The organism is Thermocoleostomius sinensis A174, from assembly GCF_026802175.1.
GTDB lineage: Bacteria > Cyanobacteriota > Cyanobacteriia > Elainellales > Elainellaceae > Thermocoleostomius > Thermocoleostomius sinensis.
On record NZ_CP113797.1, the window covers coordinates 814,461 to 830,682 of the forward strand.

Consider the following 16,222-nt stretch of genomic DNA (forward strand, 5'->3'; position numbering starts at 1 on the left):
GGTCTCATGCAGGGTAGATTGGATGCCGACTCGTGTCTCACGCCGGGTAAATTCGCAAACGACGATTAGGTTCTTCGCCAAAGCTGGTGGATTTTAGCCGATAGTGTTCAACCAATTCATGCTGCATTTTGCGCACTTTGGCCGATCGCGGCAATAGTTCCACAGGCTGCCCTCTCGGAATTACAATCTGCTCTACGGCTAAGCGGGCTTCCTCCAAGGCTTCAATTTCATCCTCATCTGCACCTCGATAAAATAACGTCAAATCCATCGGTTCATCGGAGCCAGCCGTATCTAAATGAAGTAACCGCTGCAACGATCGAATCAATTGCGGCAAGCTGTTAGATTTCACTGCATGAATGGGAATTTGTCGCGTTTTGGCCAGTAGCCGTAGTTTTGAGTGGTTCTTGAGGTGCGATCGCAGTGCTAGAACGGCATCGGCACTATCGATATCTTTCGTTAGCACGATCGGCAAGTGCATCGTTTGAATCACTTGATCCAGTTGATGACGACTGATGGCATAGGGATAGACATGCAACGGTAAGTCTTCCCCATTTGGCCCCCTGCTAGAGAACTCGTCCATTGGTTCGATCGATGCCAACGCACCATCCATTGACTCATTCAGCAATTGATCAAACTGTTGCCGATCGGTCAGTATCCGAGAAGAACTGGTTTCCCCAATATCACTGCCCAGGTCATTGCGTTGATAGGACGGCAAGGGCGTCAACTGTCCAGACGTTCGCCAACCACTTCTTGTTGTTCCACTTTTCGCGGGATTACCAAACGGCAGCGGTCGAGCAGCAGGGGGTTGAGCAGCGATCGGAGATTCACGAGTAATGACTACCTCTCCGGCTTCATTCACAGTGCGCACTTGAGGATTCGGTTGTCGTCCGCGCAGCAAGTTATCTACAGTTTCCGACACATCTTCGTGCACCACCCACTTTTGCCGCTCTAGCATCTCAACAGCTATGTCAAAGGTAGGTGGAGCTTTACGTTCCAAAACGCTTTTCTGGCTGCCCCGTCGCCGCGCTTCTTCGTCACCCAAGGTGACAGATTGAATACCGCCTACCAAGTCGGACAGAGTAGGATTCTTGATCAAGTTCTCAATCCGATTGCCGTGGGCCGTGCCTACTAGTTGCACTCCTCGTTCGGCGATCGTCCGAGCCGCTAGCGCTTCCAGTTCAGTGCCAATTTCGTCAATCACGATTACTTCTGGCATGTGGTTTTCGACCGCTTCAATCATTACCTGATGCTGAAGTTCTGGACGTGCCACCTGCATTCGTCGCGCTCGGCCAATGGCTGGATGGGGCACATCTCCATCGCCGGCAATCTCGTTAGAGGTGTCAATAATGACGACGCGCTTGTTTAACTCATCGGCTAACACGCGAGCGATCTCTCGTAGGGCTGTCGTTTTGCCTACACCGGGACGCCCCAACATGAGGATCGATCGCCCGGTTTCTACCAAATCGCGGATCATGCCGATCGTGCCAAAAATCGCCCGACCCACACGACAGGTCAGTCCAATCACTTCACCCGCCCGATTGCGAATGGCGCTGATGCGATGCAACGTTCGTTCAATGCCTGCCCGATTATCGCCACTGAACATCCCAACTCGCTCAACTGAATGTTGTAGATCGCTTTTAGTGACCGGAACATCCGATAGATACTCCGAACCGCTCGGAAATCGTGCTTCTGGATAGCGTCCCAAATCTAAAACAACCTCCACAAGCTGATTACGATGAGGATGGGAGTCAATTTGGGACCGAATCGGTTCCGGCAAAATTTCTAGCAGTTGATTTAAGTCGTCTGTCATTTGAACGGACATGGCAGGTGGTGTCGCAGATGCGTTAAGCCCAATGGTGTCTGATGGTATGGCCGAATGAATTGGTTTATCTGAAGAATTTTTACCGTTAAATGTCATGGATAATCTGGAGATCTAGGTGCAGTCAAACCTATTCAGTAAAACAAACGGACAATTTTCAACCGAACAGAAAGCTCAGATTCGTAACGGGTGACAGGAGTCATGCAGAACTTGCAGAGCGACACTGCCCCCCGGTACTAGCCGCTATCGAGGAATAGTTTGTTTTAAGGTCATAGATGCTTTTAGAGGGAACACTAAGGAATTGGCCAGATGCACAGCCTGCCAAAGCAAGGCGGGAACGGTTTCTAGTCGAAGAGGGGAGGCAGATTGGGGGGGGTGATCACGTTGAAACATTGCCGCGTTAGCCTCATTACCCCCCTGCTCCAATTGCTCTAAGATGGGAGCGAGTAAAACTCGTGCATAGCTTCCATAGGCCACTCCAGCAATGTAGCGTCCTACATCAACTTGTGACCGTAGCAGCCCAGCCGCATGTAGCTTAGCCACCGTGTGGCGATTGGTGCCGCCTGCTAGCTGAACGTGACCGGGTAAACCTGCACTTAACACTTTCTTCCCAAGCTTGACAGCCGCCCGAGTCGTACCATCTCCGATATCGCCACTCATCGGTCTGCCGTCGGTTTGCCAAATCAACGAGCAGGGAAGTGGAGCCATCAGTTCGTAGAGAGACCACAGATAGTCAATCAAACCGTCGTCATCCGGGCAACTAATTGAGATCACCTTCAAGTTCGCGGTAAAGGGAGCGATCGCACTCCACAGTCGTTTAAAGTCGTGGAATCGTCCAACTTGCGTATGAATTTCTACGGCATCCACATGAGCCAATACTAATGGAGCCACAACACTGGGTGCGGCTACATAAGACCGAGTGGTAATTTGTTGTACCGGGCAAATGGGCAGACAGCGTCCACAGCCATAGCAGCGGTTGTCGATGACACCTGCTTCAGACTGGTTAAATACAATCGCCTGGGCTGGACAAACCCTCTCACAGGGACGATCGCACGCTGGAGGGCAAGCTGCTGGATCAAAAGCAGCCTTGCGGAAGTGAGGATCTTCGCCGTCGTTTAGGCTAACCATGAGCCAGGGCAAAGTTGTAGGAAAAAAGCCTTGCCGATTAGCAGCTTCAACTAACTGGCTTGCCGCTTGTAGCGCATCATAGGCGGCGTTAATTACGGCTGGATCTGCGGCGACATCAATACAATCAGCACCAGCCAACGTATACGCAAGAGTGAGACTTCGAACGGCAGGAAGGTGTTGAAAACTGGCTCCACAAATTAGCTTAAACCAGTGGCCCTCCCTTAGGGATCGTAAGGGGTAATACAAATCAGTCACCCTTACATACTAAAAGGCTACAGATAAAATGACTAGGTCACTTATGGCTTTAGTGTACTACAAGGGCAAGAAAACTAAATGTATCGATAATATCGCTGGTGCAAATACTGTCCAGAAAAATGATCCCCGGTAGCTTGAATCTTTGTTTTGCTCGCGTCTTTTGTTAAAACCGATCGATCTGTCGATCCTAAAACGATTAAACAAACTCCCACTGATTGAAATGGTTTTCTCTCAAATTGCAGCGCAGTAGGCGGTGGTAATGCAAAACGATTGCACGAAGCAAGAGGGGATCGCAAGCAACCAAGCCGCCCCTTTCCTAGGCTGCAATCAAAAACTCTTTCAACGGTTTCCACGTAAAGACACGCCCGCCTCCCATCTCAACCACAACCTTAAGCCGAGGCTCTATACCTGGCAAAGTGGTCAAGTACTGTAACTCCTGCTGGGACAAAATTGTTCCTTCCATCATCCAAATCACTAAACCCTTCGCATTGGATGGCAAGCTTTCTAAGGGATACTTGGCAACAGGAGCCACATAATAGCGATAGCCAACTGCTCCTTCGCGTTCAGTATCTTTTTTCCCCAGATGCGGCGGACGCACACCATGCACATTCATTAAATAGGACGAAAGATCTCCTAAACCCCGGGCAGTGATGTTAAGAACTTCATATCCTGCTGCCCGCACACGCCGCTGATATCGACCTTCGTGTCCACCCTCTAGGGGAATTAATATGCCAACTGCCCCCGCCGTTTCCAGTTCCTTGATAAATTTTTTGCCCGTTGTAATGAGTGCCATAGGTTTCTCGTTCAGCTACTGCGCCTTCAAAGATTTCAACTGGAATTTGGAGCGTCTACCCCCTTCCAGCAAAATCTTTAAGAAGATTATAGTGAAGCTCCGATCGCCCAATCAAGCCCTGTCACCCTTCGCTGCATCAGGATAGGTAATGATTAAGTCGTGATATTGATATATAACGCCATCTCTAAATCATTCTCATTCCCCTAAACCGCTTCAATCATTTATCATCAGTTACCATAAGTTACAAACTATCTAATAGTTGTTAAGCCCCCGTAACAGCCCACCCAAACCAATCTTGAGCATCATTGACTTAAAAAAATATTGACACTACCCTAGACAATTTCCTATTTTTTGCTTTATGATTAGTAGCTGTTGCCAAATTCAAGGTGACTTGTTCTCCAAGCTTTGATTGAGCGATTAGATCCACAGGTTGTATTAGGTTTGCCAAGGACCGAGCAGTGGGTGCTTGGACTAGGATGTGTAAGCAGGCTTAATCTCTATCTAGCGATCGGGTTGTTCTTTTTGGGTCAATATTCTCGCCATCTGGGTTTTTAGCGGAGAACTGTTGGTTTGAGTCGGAAAGGATACTGATTAGATTCCACTTGTTGTACAAGTTGTTTCTATTCAAGTCCTGGCTCCTTAAGCTGCGCCAAGGCGCAAAGCAGCTTTTCAATCTTCAAGCCCTCTTGGAGACTTGTGGGGATCAAAACTATTGGCAAGCAATTGATGCTGTCAAACCAGTCTAGATCTTCCGAGGTTAGTTGAATCTGGAGTTCTGTGGGCTAGTAAGTATCATTGCCAGCCCCGCTCTTTTGCAATGTGTAGAACAAGGGAGAGTCCCTACGGTGTCTGTTGGAATTCTTGGCACAAAACTCGGCATGACCCAAATTTTCGACGAAACAGGGGTGGCAATTCCTGTAACGATCGTTCAAGCAGGTCCATGCACTATCACTCAAATCAAGTCCAAGCAAACGGACGGCTATTCTGCTGTTCAAGTGGGCTATGGGGAAGTTGCTGAAAAAGCCTTAACTAAGCCTGAGCTAGGTCATCTTGCTAAATCTGGGGCTGCTCCCCTCCGCCATTTGCAGGAGTACCGCTTGGAGGATGCTAGTCAATATGAACTTGGTCAGCAGATTAAGGCAGATGCCTTTGAAGCAGGACAAATTGTAGATGTAATTGGTACTAGCATTGGCCGAGGCTTTGCTGGTTATCAGAAACGGCATAACTTTAAGCGCGGTCCGATGGCCCACGGCTCTAAGAATCATCGGTTGCCAGGCTCTACAGGAGCCGGTACAACGCCTGGTCGCGTTTATCCAGGTAAACGAATGGCCGGACGCTTGGGCAATACCCAAGTGACGGTTCGTAAACTAACAGTTGTAAGAGTAGACGCTGAGCGTAACTTGCTATTGATCAAGGGAGCCGTCCCCGGTAAGCCGGGCGCGTTGTTGAATATCCTACCAGCTAAAAAGGTGGGACGGAAGTAGGGCAAGGGAAGGTTTGAATTATCGGCAATTTAGCAGCCTCTATAGAAAGAGATAGAGCTTATGGTTAACTGCGTAGTCAAGAACTGGCAAGGAGAGGAGGCTGGACAGGCTTCTCTGGAATTGCGGGTCGCAAAGGAAGAAAATGCGGCACACATCGTGCATCGGGCGCTGGTGCGGCAATTGAACAATGCTCGTCAAGGGACGGCTTCTGCCAAAACGCGGGCAGAAGTCAGGGGAGGGGGACGTAAGCCCTGGCGCCAGAAAGGAACCGGACGAGCACGGGCTGGTTCAATTCGCTCGCCGTTATGGCGGGGCGGTGGTGTGATTTTTGGGCCAAAGCCCAGGGATTACTCAGTTAAGATGAACCGCAAAGAGCGTCGCCTTGCTCTGCGAACCGCCTTGCAAAGTCGGGCAGACGATTTGATTGTGGTGGAAGATTTTGCAACTCAATTGCCGCGTCCAAAAACGAAGGAGTTGGTGCAGGCAATGTCTCGCTGGGGCGTTGAACCAGAAGCAAAGGTGCTACTGATTGTGTCAGAGCGTGATGATAATACTTATCTTTCGGCACGCAATGTCAGTCGTTTGCGATTGATCTCTGCAACTAATCTCAACATTTTTGATATTTTGGCGGCGGATCAGATTGTCGCAACTCAGTCGGCACTTGCGAAGATCCAGGAGGTATATAGCGATGGCTAGATTTGAAACCCGCGATCTCCCAGACATTGTTCATCGTCCGATCGTGACTGAGAAGGCGACTCGTCTGTTGGAAGACAATAAGTATGTCTTTGAAGTGGTTCCTAGAGCTACGAAGGATGACATCAAGGCGGCGATCGAAGATTTATTTGATGTCAAAGTTGTTCGGGTGAACACAATGAATCCGCCTCGAAAACAGCGTCGTATGGGCAGGTTTATGGGACATCGATCCCATTTCAAGCGTGCTGTGGTGACGCTGGCACCGGGTGATTCAATTACGTTGTTCCCCGAAGTTTAAAGGTTGCAGATTTTGGATTTTGGATCTGTCCAGAATCCAAAGGAACTCAAGATCTAAAATCTAGAATTCAACGAGATTGGACTATGGGCATTCGTTACTATCGACCTTACACTCCTGGAACCCGGGAACGGGTGGTTTCTGATTTTGCGGAAGTCACTCGCAGCGAACCCGAAAGATCGCTGACGGTTTCTATTCATCGCGCCAAGGGCCGCAACAACCGAGGCGTCATTACTTGTCGCCATCGCGGGGGTGGGCACAAGCGACTTTACCGCATTATTGATTTCTATCGCAATAAGCACAATATTCCAGCCAAGGTGGTGTCGATCGAATACGATCCCAACCGTAATGCTCGGATTTCACTGCTGCATTATCAAGATGGTGAGAAGCGTTACATTCTGTATCCTCAAGGGCTAACCGTGGGAACAACTGTGGTTGCTGGACCTGATGCGCCGTTTGAAGTCGGAAATGCTCTACCCTTGGGCAACATGCCCTTGGGAACTGTAGTTCACAATGTTGAACTTGTCCCGGGCAAAGGTGGGCAAATTGTGCGGGCGGCTGGAACGGGCGCCCAAGTGGTTGCTAAAGAAGGTAATTTTGTAACGCTGAGGCTGCCTTCGACGGAAGTACGAATGGTACGTCGGGAATGTTACGCAACGATCGGACAGGTGGGCAATGCCGACGTGCGAAATACCAGTTTTGGTAAAGCAGGTCGGAAACGCTGGAAAGGTCGCCGACCTGAAGTCCGGGGTAGCGTTATGAACCCAGTCGATCACCCCCATGGCGGTGGTGAGGGTCGTGCCCCGATCGGTCGTCCGGGTCCTGTCACACCTTGGGGTAAGCCAGCACTGGGGATGAAAACCCGCAAGAAGAAAAAGCTCAGCAATGCCTTGATTGTTCGTCGTCGTCGCCGTACCTCTAAGCGTGGTCGGGGCGGACGCGAATCCTAAAGGTCTTGCACGAAACTCTCCAAGCTTGATCAGAGGTTATTAAACTATGTCCCGTTCACTTAAAAAAGGCCCATTCGTAGCGGATCACCTGCTTAAAAAAATTGAGGTGCTCAATGATAAAAACGAAAAACAGGTTATTAAAACCTGGTCTAGAGCATCCACAATCATTCCCCAGATGATTGGACATACGATCGCCGTTCACAACGGTCGTCAGCATGTTCCAGTTTATGTCACAGAACAAATGGTCGGGCATAAGCTTGGTGAGTTCGCCCCCACTCGTACCTTCCGAGGTCACGCTAAGAGTGACAAGAAGGCTCGTCGCTAAATCAATTTTGGATTTTAGATTGGCGAGTTTAGCAATGATCAAACCAGTCAACATTCAGAATCTAGAATCCAAAATTGCTACAGGAGTAAGGTTATGGCTATTGCGGATAATGAAGTAAAAGCAGTTGCTCGCTATATTCGAATGTCACCGCACAAGGTGCGCCGAGTCTTAGACCAAATTCGGGGGCGTTCTTATCGGGAAGCTTTAATTATTTTGGAGTTTATGCCCTACAAAGCCTGTGAGCCAATTTTAAAAGTGCTGCGATCGGCGGTGGCTAACGCAGAGCACAATGAAGGCTATACTCCGGCTGATCTGGTCATCAGTCAAGCCTTTGCTGATCAAGGTCCCACACTACGGCGCTATCGTCCTCGGGCCCAAGGGCGAGCTTATCAAATTCGGAAGCCAACGTGTCATATTACGATCGCCGTTGCTCCCACTGAAACCGATGAAGCGTAAGTACAGCACATTAATCACCGTTTGATTCAGATAGACAGAGGACGCACCGTGGGACAAAAGATTCATCCAGTTGGGTTTCGTCTAGGAATTACCCAAGAACACAAATCTCGTTGGTTTGCCGATACCGATCGGTATCCCAAGCTGTTGCAAGAAGACTACATTATTCGGAATTTCCTTGAAAAAAATCCAACTAAGCTGAAGAGCTTAGAAAGCCCTGGAATTTCGCAAATCCGCATTGAGCGTAAAGCTGATCAAATCGATCTAGAGGTGCATACGGCACGTCCTGGCGTTGTTGTGGGTCGAGGCGGTCAAGGCATCGAGGAATTGCGAACTGGGTTGCAGCGAGCACTCGGCGATAGCAATCGACAGATTCGCATTAACGTTGTGGAAGTTGCGCGGGTAGATGCTGACGCGGGTCTGATTGCGGAGTACGTCGCTCAACAGTTAGAGCGTCGGGTTTCATTCCGGCGTGTGGTTCGGCAAGCCATTCAACGGGCCCAGCGAGCCGGGGTGGAGGGCATCAAAATTCAAGTCAGCGGCCGACTGAATGGAGCCGAAATTGCCCGCACAGAATATACGCGCGAAGGCAAAGTGCCACTCCATACTCTCAGAGCTGATATTGACTATGCGTACCGTACGGCTCAAACCATCTATGGAATTTTGGGCATCAAGGTTTGGATCTTCAAGGGAGAAATTATTCCCGGACAAGAAGAGGTTGCCCAGCCTGCCAACAATCAACCGCGCCGTCGCCAGCAACGTCGTCGCCAGCAATACGAAGATCGATCGAACGAAGGCTAAGGCAGTGAGGAGAAAGGATTCACTAATCCGGCATTCCTCATCCCTCATCCTTCATCCTTCCAGAGGTACTAGCCATGTTAAGTCCTAGAAGAACAAAATTCCGAAAGCAGCAACGCGGGCGCATGAAGGGAATGGCGACCGTGGGTAATGAAATTAATTTTGGCGATTTTGCCTTGCAAGCGCTAGAGCCTTGCTGGATCACATCGCGTCAGATTGAAGCCAGTCGTCGTGCCATGACTCGTTACATTCGTCGGGGCGGCAAGATTTGGATTCGTATCTTCCCGGATAAACCTGTCACCATGCGCCCAGCGGAAACCCGAATGGGATCGGGCAAAGGAAATCCAGAGTTTTGGGTTGCTGTAGTCAAACCAGGGCGAATTCTATTTGAAGTGGCTGGTGTTCCTGAGGCAACGGCTCGCGAAGCTATGCGCTTGGCACAATATAAGCTCCCCATCAAGACCAAGTTTATCGCCCGTCAATCGGAGGAGTCATAACCTATGCCCTTACCAAAAATTGATGAGATCCGCGACCTCAGCGATCAGGAAGTCAGCGATCAAATTGTTTCAGTCAAGAAAGAGTTGTTTCAATTGCGGTTTCAAAAGGCAACCCGTCAGCTAGAAAAACCTCATCAGTTTAAGCATTTGCGCCATCGCTTAGCCCAACTGATGACTATCGAACGAGAACGCCAACTTGCAGCAATGAAGGCAACTCCAGACTCAGACTCAACAGCAGATGATGAATAGGCAGGTACAGGAGTAGACACTTCAATGGCAGCAAAAGAGCGAGTCGGCTTAGTCGTCAGCGACAAGATGGATAAGACGGTAGTAGTAGCGGTTGAAAACCGTGCTCCTCATCCCAAATACCGCAAAATTATGGTGCAAACCAAGCGGTATAAAGTGCACGACGAAGAAAACAAATGTCAGGTGGGCGATCGAGTCCGCATTCAAGAAACCCGTCCATTGAGCCGAACCAAGCGGTGGGCAGTGGTGGAAATCGTTAGCCACTCGTTTGTTCCTCAAGCGAGTTCTGAACTCGCGGTTGAAGCGGCTGCACCCACTGATCCAGTAGACCCCCCTGATGTAAACACTCCGGATGCAGGCGAAGAGGGAGAGGACGCATGATTCAACAAGAAACCTATTTGAACGTAGCAGACAACAGCGGTGCACGTAAGCTCATGTGCATTCGTGTTCTTGGTGGAAATCGCCGCTATGCCAACGTGGGAGATGTCATCATCGCCGTTGTCAAAGATGCGATTCCAAATATGGGCGTGAAAAAATCGGATGTGGTTCGAGCAGTCGTTGTTCGAACTAAGAAAGGATTACGGCGCGATAGTGGCATGTCCATTCGGTTTGATGATAATGCGGCTGTCATCATTAACGCAGAAGGGAATCCTCGTGGGACACGAGTATTTGGGCCAGTGGCTCGTGAGCTACGCGATAAAAACTTCACCAAGATTGTTTCACTGGCGCCGGAGGTACTGTGATGACTAAAAAGGTTCGCTATAAAGTGCATGTGAAGAAGGGCGATACCGTTCAGGTCATTGCCGGACGAGAGAAAGGTAAAGTAGGCGAGATTCTGCGGGTCATTCCGGAGTCCAGCAAAGTAGTGGTTAAAGGAGTAAACGTGAGAACAAAGCATGTCAAGCCCCAGGGCGAAGGCGAGTCGGGTCAAATTACGACGTTTGAAGCACCGATTCACAGCTCTAATGTCATGCTCTACTCTACTAAACAAAAGGTGGCTAGCCGCATTTGCTACACCTTTAACGCGGACGGACGCAAGGTGCGGATGTTGAAGAAAACAGGCGAAATCATTGATTAGTCTGTAAGCGCTAGGACGAACGCTAAAGAATAGCCCGCGCGCGTCACTCTTAACCTTTTTCCTACCTTTTAGTTCCCTGACCAAGACCAGGGAGGAGTGATTCTAAAACACTATGGCAACTAGACTAAAAACCCAGTATCAAGAAACGATCGTTCCCAAGCTGATGGAGCAGTTTCAGTACACCAACATCCATCAGGTTCCTAAGGTTGTAAAAGTGACAGTCAATCGGGGCTTGGGAGAAGCAGCACAAAACGCGAAGGCAATGGAATCATCCTTGAGCGAAATTGCCATCATTACCGGACAGAAGCCCGTTGTCACCCGTGCCAAAAAAGCGATCGCGGGCTTCAAAATCCGCAAAGGCATGCCAGTTGGCATCATGGTGACACTTCGTTCCGATCGCATGTACGCTTTTCTCGATCGGTTGATGAATTTGGCTCTTCCTCGCATTCGTGACTTCCGAGGTGTGAGTCCGAAAAGCTTTGATGGACGAGGTAATTACACCCTTGGCATTCGCGAACAGTTAATTTTTCCAGAAGTGGACTACGATTCCATCGACCAAATTCGAGGAATGGACATTTCTATCATCACGACTGCCAATACAGATGAAGAGGGCCGTGCCCTATTAAAAGAATTAGGAATGCCCTTTCGGGATAACTGAAACAGTTTCGCAAAGAGGAAACTATGGCGGCTAACGACACAATTGCAGATATGTTAACGCGCATTCGTAACGCAAATTTAGCGCGACACCAGACCACAGAAGTACCATCAACTCGCATGACTCAGAACATTGCCAGAGTTCTGCGCGACGAAGGGTTCATCACAGACTTTAGCGAGAGAGAAGAGGGAGCTAAGCGCATGCTGGTAATTTCCCTCAAATATAAAGGCAGAAATCGTCGTCCTATCATTACGGCGTTACAGCGCGTCAGCAAACCTGGGCTACGAGTGTATTCAAACCGGAAGGAACTCCCTAGAGTTTTGGGTGGCATTGGTATTGCCATTATTTCTACCTCTAGCGGTATTATGACCGATCGCGATGCCCGTCGGCAGGGCTTGGGTGGAGAGGTGCTTTGCTACGTCTGGTAGGGCAAAAAGGTCGTTAGTTCTTCGCGTGGTAAACCCTGTAACAGTAACTAACTGCTGATATTTAGTTAGGAGAGAAAAGAATGTCTCGTATTGGTAAGCGCCCTATCCCAATTCCCCAAAAAGTGACGGTCACGGTTGATGGTCAACACGTAGCTGTCAAAGGGCCCAAGGGAGAACTATCCCGCACCTTACCCGCCGAAGTGGAAGTTGTGCAGGAAGACGGCACGCTTTTTGTTAATCGCCGCAACGATTCCCGAGTCGCTCGTCAGCGCCATGGGTTGTCGCGTACCTTGGTTGCCAACATGGTTGAAGGCGTGTCTAACGGCTTTCAAAAACGCTTGGAAATTCAAGGCGTGGGCTATCGGGCACAAGTTCAAGGACGAAATCTTGTGTTGAATGTTGGCTACAGTCACCCGGTACAGATTGAACCTCCGCAAGGGATTCAGGTGGCCGTCGAAAACAACACGAATGTTGTAGTTTCAGGAATTGATAAGGAATTAGTTGGCAATCTTTCTGCTCGAATTCGGGCTGTGCGTCCCCCTGAGCCGTACAAGGGCAAGGGAATCCGGTATGCAGGTGAGTTTGTCAGACGTAAGGCTGGAAAGGCAGGGAAGAAATAGAGATGAGACTGAGTCGCAAGGAAGCAACCCGGCGTCGGCATGGTCGGATTCGTCGCAAAGTCTTTGGTACGGCGGAGCGTCCCCGGCTGGCTGTTTTTCGTTCTAACCAACATATTTATGCCCAAATTATTGACGATAGCCGTCATCACACCTTGGCAGCGGCGTCCACATTGGAAGCAGATGTGCGGTCAACAATTGAAACCGGAGCAAACTGTGAAGCATCTGCTAGGGTAGGTAAGTTGATTGCAGAGCGAGCGATCGCTCAAGGCATTCAGCAAGTTGTATTCGATCGGGGTGGAAAGCTCTATCACGGTCGCATCAAAATGCTGGCAGACGCTGCTCGAGAAGGTGGATTAGATTTCTAACAACGTGAAGCCGCTAAGGAGAAAGGAGTAAAAGGATGGCGAATCGTCGCAAGGGCAACAAAACCAAAGAAAAAGAAGCTGATTGGCAAGAGCGGGTCGTACAGATCCGGCGAGTTACAAAAGTTGTTAAAGGCGGTAAAAAGCTCAGTTTCCGAGCAATCGTGGTGGTCGGCAACGAACGTGGTCAAGTTGGCGTAGGTGTTGGCAAAGCCAGTGATGTGATTGGGGCTGTTCGTAAAGGGGTTGTGGATGGCAAAAAACATCTGGTGACTGTGCCGTTAACTAAAGCCAATTCCATTCCCCATCCGGTCAGTGGAGCAGGGGGAGGGGCTAAGGTGATGATGCGCCCAGCCGCACCCGGTACAGGAGTAATTGCGGGCGGAGCCGTTCGTACAGTGCTAGAGTTAGCTGGCGTTCGCAACATTTTGGCAAAACAGCTTGGCTCAGATAATCCCTTAAACAATGCTAGAGCGGCTGCTAATGCCCTAGCGTCATTGCGGACTTTTTCTGATGTTGCTGAAGAGCGTGGCATCCCGCTTGAAAACCTGTATGCATAGGAACTAAGTGAAACCCATGAGATTACAAGACGCTTTACCTAAAAAAGGCTCTCAGAAACGCCGTCGCCGTGTTGGACGGGGAATTGCCGCAGGACAAGGTGCAAGCTGTGGCTTTGGAATGCGTGGTCAAAAGTCTCGTTCTGGACGACCGACTCGCCCTGGGTTTGAAGGCGGACAAATGCCCCTCTACCGTCGTATTCCTAAGCTAAAGCACTTCCCGATCGTAAATCGAACTCAGTACACCTTGATCAACGTCGAGGATCTGGCTTCGCTTGAAGCAGATACTGAAGTGAACTTGGCTACCTTAATGGAGGCTGGCATTGTCACAACAAACGACGGTCCATTGAAAATCTTAGGCAATGGAGAGCTTACTGTTCCGCTGAAGGTGCAAGCAGCCGCTTTTACCGCTTCGGCCCGCACTAAAATTGAAGCCGCAGGCGGCAGTTGTGAGGTGATTAATTAGTTGATTTCAGTGGCGCTTCCTAATTTATCTCTAAACCAACAGGTTAATCTCATTGCTTGAGTGTTAGCCTGTGTTGTTGTTATGGGGGATAAGAATATTACACTAAACAATATTGGAGTCTGCACTAATCCGGTTCCACAATTCAGTTCATCCCGTCTTAGTGTCATCAGCGCTCAACAGTTCGCTGAATTTGTGAGCGGATTTTCCATTAGTGCTATGTGATTGCCACTACGCATCGAGGTATCCCTATTATGGTTGTCAGTCGAGATAAGGCTCCAACAGCACAAGAAACGTTTGTCCAGATGGCTCAAGCAGCTGGTCTTCGAGGTCGGTTGCTGGTCACTATTGGCATGTTAATTCTCGTGCGGTTGGGCATTTATATTCCAGTGCCAGGTATCGATCGGGCTGAATTTCGTCAAGCCATCCAAAGCAGTAATTTTGGTAGTTTGATTGGATTTTTAGACATTTTGGCTGGCGGTGGAATCTCTGCACTGGGTATCTTTGCATTAGGAATCCTGCCCTATATCAATGCGTCTATTATTATGCAGTTAATGGCAGCGGCTATTCCTAGTCTTGAAGACCTACAAAAGAATGAAGGTGAAGCGGGGCGACGAAAAATTTCTCAGATTACCCGCTATGTGGCACTAGGATGGGCAATCATCCAGAGCATTGGCATCAGTATTCTGGTCAATAATTATGCAATTAATCCTGGACCAGTGTTTATCGCCAAGGTCGCCCTGGCTTTGACAGCAGGGTCGATGTTTGTTATGTGGGTTGGTGAATTAATCACAGAACGAGGGATTGGCAATGGTGCTTCGCTGCTGATTTTCGTCAGTATTGTTTCCACCTTGCCTGCGTCAATTGGAGCCACAATTGACCAAGTTCAGAGCAACGCGAACCGTAGCTTGGTCGCAGGAGTAATTATTCTAATTCTGGTGTTCCTGGCAATGATTGTCGGGATCGTGTTTGTGCAGGAGGGCACCCGCCGGATTCCAATTATTTCCGCTCGGCGACAGGTGGGACGACGACTTTACTTAGAAAAAAGCAGTTATTTGCCGCTACGTCTGAATCAGGGAGGCGTCATGCCAATCATTTTTGCCTCTGCGGTGCTTTTTCTTCCTTTAACATTGCTGAATTTTCTACCAAATAACGAAATTTTAGCCAGAGCCATTCAGTACTTACGGCCGGGTGGATGGCTTTATGTCGCGGTGTATTTAGCATTAATTCTATTCTTTAGCTATTTCTATGCATCGCTGGTCGTTAATCCAGTTGATATGGCGCAGAACCTGAAGAAGATGGGAGCCAGTATTCCGGGTATTCGACCTGGTAAAGCCACCAGTGAGTATTTAGAGCGAGTGCTAAATCGTTTAACCTTCCTGGGTGCTATCTTCTTGGGACTGGTAGCTATCATTCCAACGGCGGTTGAGGGTGCAACACGTGTCACAACATTTCAGGGGTTTGGAGCGACCTCGCTGTTGATTTTAGTGGGTGTGGCGATCGATACTGCCAAGCAAATCCAAACCTATGTAATTTCTCAACGCTATGAAGGGATGGTGAAACAATAGTGACACGATTGATCTTCCTGGGGCCTCCAGGAGCCGGTAAAGGCACTCAAGCCTATGCCTTGGCCCAAGCACAGCAAATTCCTCACATTTCGACCGGAGACATTCTGCGCACGGCGGTGGCGCTAAAAACGGAACTGGGAGAAAAAGCGCAAGCCTATATGGATAAGGGGGAACTGGTTCCAGATCATTTGATTCTGGAGATGGTGCGCGATCGACTTGGCTACGACGATGTCAAAGCCGGTTGGATTTTAGATGGCTTTCCCCGCACTGTCACCCAAGCCACCTTTTTAGATGATCTGTTGAATGACTTGCATCAGTCATGCGATTGGGTGGTCAATTTTGATGTCCCTGATGAAGTGTTAGTGGAACGCTTGTTGGGTCGGGGGCGCAAAGATGATACAGAAGAAGTTATCCGCAACCGTTTGTCTGTCTATCGAGAGCAAACGGCTCCGCTGATCGACTTTTATCGAGAGCGCAATAAGCTGGTTTCTGTCGATGGCAATCAGTCGATTGAAACTGTCTCTGCGGCACTGGATCAAATCGTTCATTCCAACCAGTAACTATACATTAGCTATGGGGAATTTGATGGTGAGTCAACCAGTCCAAGTTCCCTTGTTTTTTCGCTACTTTTCTGGTCATTTTTGCGAATTGACGGCTCCGACCGTTGTTATAAACATTTGTTAGGCTGTATAAAGATGTATCGACAAGAAAAACTGTTTGAAAAGGTGCGCATAACATCAGCCAACCTTCACAAA

The 16,222-nt window shown here is 49.1% G+C and carries 22 protein-coding genes and 1 pseudogene; 20 read left to right on the forward strand and 3 right to left on the reverse strand.

The features are described from left to right. Window positions 1-37 precede the first annotated feature (37 nt). The 3 genes from OXH18_RS03470 to ndhN form a co-directional block, all read right to left on the reverse strand. Complete coding sequence (locus OXH18_RS03470; protein WP_268613119.1) at window positions 38-1,822, reverse strand: R3H domain-containing nucleic acid-binding protein; 1,785 nt, start codon at window positions 1,820-1,822, stop codon at window positions 38-40. Between the two features lie 240 nt (window positions 1,823-2,062). Then, window positions 2,063-3,202 carry a circadian clock protein LdpA gene (ldpA, locus tag OXH18_RS03475; RefSeq protein ID WP_268611029.1) on the reverse strand — a complete coding sequence of 380 codons (1,140 nt, stop codon included), beginning with the start codon at window positions 3,200-3,202 and terminating at the stop codon, window positions 2,063-2,065. A gap of 316 nt (window positions 3,203-3,518) precedes the next feature. Then, a complete protein-coding gene (ndhN, locus tag OXH18_RS03480) occupies window positions 3,519-3,995 on the reverse strand; it encodes an NAD(P)H-quinone oxidoreductase subunit N (protein ID WP_268611030.1) in 477 nt (158 codons plus the stop codon). Window positions 3,996-4,840: 845 nt separating this feature from the next. Here ndhN and rplC point away from each other — a divergent pair. The 20 genes and pseudogenes from rplC (at window position 4,841) to OXH18_RS03580 (ending at window position 16,027) form a co-directional block, all read left to right on the forward strand. Beyond that, window positions 4,841-5,479: a 50S ribosomal protein L3 gene (rplC, locus tag OXH18_RS03485; RefSeq protein ID WP_268611031.1), complete on the forward strand. Its 639-nt coding sequence runs from the start codon at window positions 4,841-4,843 to the stop codon at window positions 5,477-5,479. A gap of 60 nt (window positions 5,480-5,539) precedes the next feature. Further along, a complete protein-coding gene (gene rplD, locus OXH18_RS03490) occupies window positions 5,540-6,175 on the forward strand; it encodes a 50S ribosomal protein L4 (protein WP_268611032.1) in 636 nt (211 codons plus the stop codon). After that, window positions 6,168-6,470, forward strand: a complete 303-nt coding sequence (locus OXH18_RS03495; RefSeq protein ID WP_268611033.1) for a 50S ribosomal protein L23 — start codon at window positions 6,168-6,170, stop codon at window positions 6,468-6,470. The genes rplD and OXH18_RS03495 overlap by 8 nt, the downstream gene beginning before the upstream one ends. A gap of 83 nt (window positions 6,471-6,553) precedes the next feature. Next, window positions 6,554-7,417 carry a 50S ribosomal protein L2 gene (gene rplB, locus OXH18_RS03500; protein ID WP_268611034.1) on the forward strand — a complete coding sequence of 288 codons (864 nt, stop codon included), beginning with the start codon at window positions 6,554-6,556 and terminating at the stop codon, window positions 7,415-7,417. Between the two features lie 46 nt (window positions 7,418-7,463). Beyond that, on the forward strand, window positions 7,464-7,742 hold the full coding sequence (gene rpsS, locus OXH18_RS03505; RefSeq protein ID WP_268611035.1) for a 30S ribosomal protein S19: 279 nt from the start codon (window positions 7,464-7,466) through the stop codon (window positions 7,740-7,742). A gap of 93 nt (window positions 7,743-7,835) precedes the next feature. Beyond that, window positions 7,836-8,198 (forward strand): 50S ribosomal protein L22, encoded by a 363-nt coding sequence (rplV, locus tag OXH18_RS03510; protein WP_268611036.1) that lies wholly within the window; start codon window positions 7,836-7,838, stop codon window positions 8,196-8,198. Between the two features lie 48 nt (window positions 8,199-8,246). Continuing rightward, window positions 8,247-8,996 (forward strand): 30S ribosomal protein S3, encoded by a 750-nt coding sequence (gene rpsC, locus OXH18_RS03515; protein ID WP_268611037.1) that lies wholly within the window; start codon window positions 8,247-8,249, stop codon window positions 8,994-8,996. Between the two features lie 74 nt (window positions 8,997-9,070). Beyond that, window positions 9,071-9,490, forward strand: a complete 420-nt coding sequence (gene rplP, locus OXH18_RS03520; protein ID WP_268611038.1) for a 50S ribosomal protein L16 — start codon at window positions 9,071-9,073, stop codon at window positions 9,488-9,490. 3 nt (window positions 9,491-9,493) lie between these two features. Further along, window positions 9,494-9,739 (forward strand): 50S ribosomal protein L29, encoded by a 246-nt coding sequence (gene rpmC, locus OXH18_RS03525; protein WP_268611039.1) that lies wholly within the window; start codon window positions 9,494-9,496, stop codon window positions 9,737-9,739. Window positions 9,740-9,763: 24 nt separating this feature from the next. Continuing rightward, a pseudogene (gene rpsQ / locus OXH18_RS03530) lies at window positions 9,764-9,997 on the forward strand (30S ribosomal protein S17); the annotation flags it as partial. Window positions 9,998-10,113: 116 nt separating this feature from the next. Further along, on the forward strand, window positions 10,114-10,479 hold the full coding sequence (rplN, locus tag OXH18_RS03535) for a 50S ribosomal protein L14 (protein ID WP_268611040.1): 366 nt from the start codon (window positions 10,114-10,116) through the stop codon (window positions 10,477-10,479). Then, window positions 10,479-10,814: a 50S ribosomal protein L24 gene (rplX, locus tag OXH18_RS03540; protein ID WP_268611041.1), complete on the forward strand. Its 336-nt coding sequence runs from the start codon at window positions 10,479-10,481 to the stop codon at window positions 10,812-10,814. The genes rplN and rplX overlap by 1 nt, the downstream gene beginning before the upstream one ends. 112 nt (window positions 10,815-10,926) lie before the next feature. Next, a complete protein-coding gene (gene rplE / locus OXH18_RS03545) occupies window positions 10,927-11,472 on the forward strand; it encodes a 50S ribosomal protein L5 (RefSeq protein ID WP_268611042.1) in 546 nt (181 codons plus the stop codon). Between the two features lie 23 nt (window positions 11,473-11,495). Further along, window positions 11,496-11,897 (forward strand): 30S ribosomal protein S8, encoded by a 402-nt coding sequence (gene rpsH / locus OXH18_RS03550; RefSeq protein WP_268611043.1) that lies wholly within the window; start codon window positions 11,496-11,498, stop codon window positions 11,895-11,897. An 80-nt stretch (window positions 11,898-11,977) separates the two neighbouring features. Next, complete coding sequence (gene rplF, locus OXH18_RS03555; RefSeq protein WP_268611044.1) at window positions 11,978-12,517, forward strand: 50S ribosomal protein L6; 540 nt, start codon at window positions 11,978-11,980, stop codon at window positions 12,515-12,517. Window positions 12,518-12,519: 2 nt separating this feature from the next. Further along, complete coding sequence (gene rplR, locus OXH18_RS03560) at window positions 12,520-12,882, forward strand: 50S ribosomal protein L18 (protein ID WP_268611045.1); 363 nt, start codon at window positions 12,520-12,522, stop codon at window positions 12,880-12,882. Window positions 12,883-12,917: 35 nt separating this feature from the next. Beyond that, complete coding sequence (rpsE, locus tag OXH18_RS03565; RefSeq protein ID WP_268611046.1) at window positions 12,918-13,439, forward strand: 30S ribosomal protein S5; 522 nt, start codon at window positions 12,918-12,920, stop codon at window positions 13,437-13,439. 16 nt (window positions 13,440-13,455) lie between these two features. Then, complete coding sequence (gene rplO, locus OXH18_RS03570) at window positions 13,456-13,902, forward strand: 50S ribosomal protein L15 (RefSeq protein ID WP_268611047.1); 447 nt, start codon at window positions 13,456-13,458, stop codon at window positions 13,900-13,902. A gap of 251 nt (window positions 13,903-14,153) precedes the next feature. After that, on the forward strand, window positions 14,154-15,467 hold the full coding sequence (secY, locus tag OXH18_RS03575; RefSeq protein ID WP_268611048.1) for a preprotein translocase subunit SecY: 1,314 nt from the start codon (window positions 14,154-14,156) through the stop codon (window positions 15,465-15,467). Further along, window positions 15,467-16,027, forward strand: coding sequence for an adenylate kinase (locus OXH18_RS03580; RefSeq protein ID WP_268611049.1), 561 nt, complete (start codon window positions 15,467-15,469; stop codon window positions 16,025-16,027). Before secY ends, OXH18_RS03580 begins: the two co-directional genes overlap by 1 nt. Window positions 16,028-16,222 lie beyond the last annotated feature (195 nt).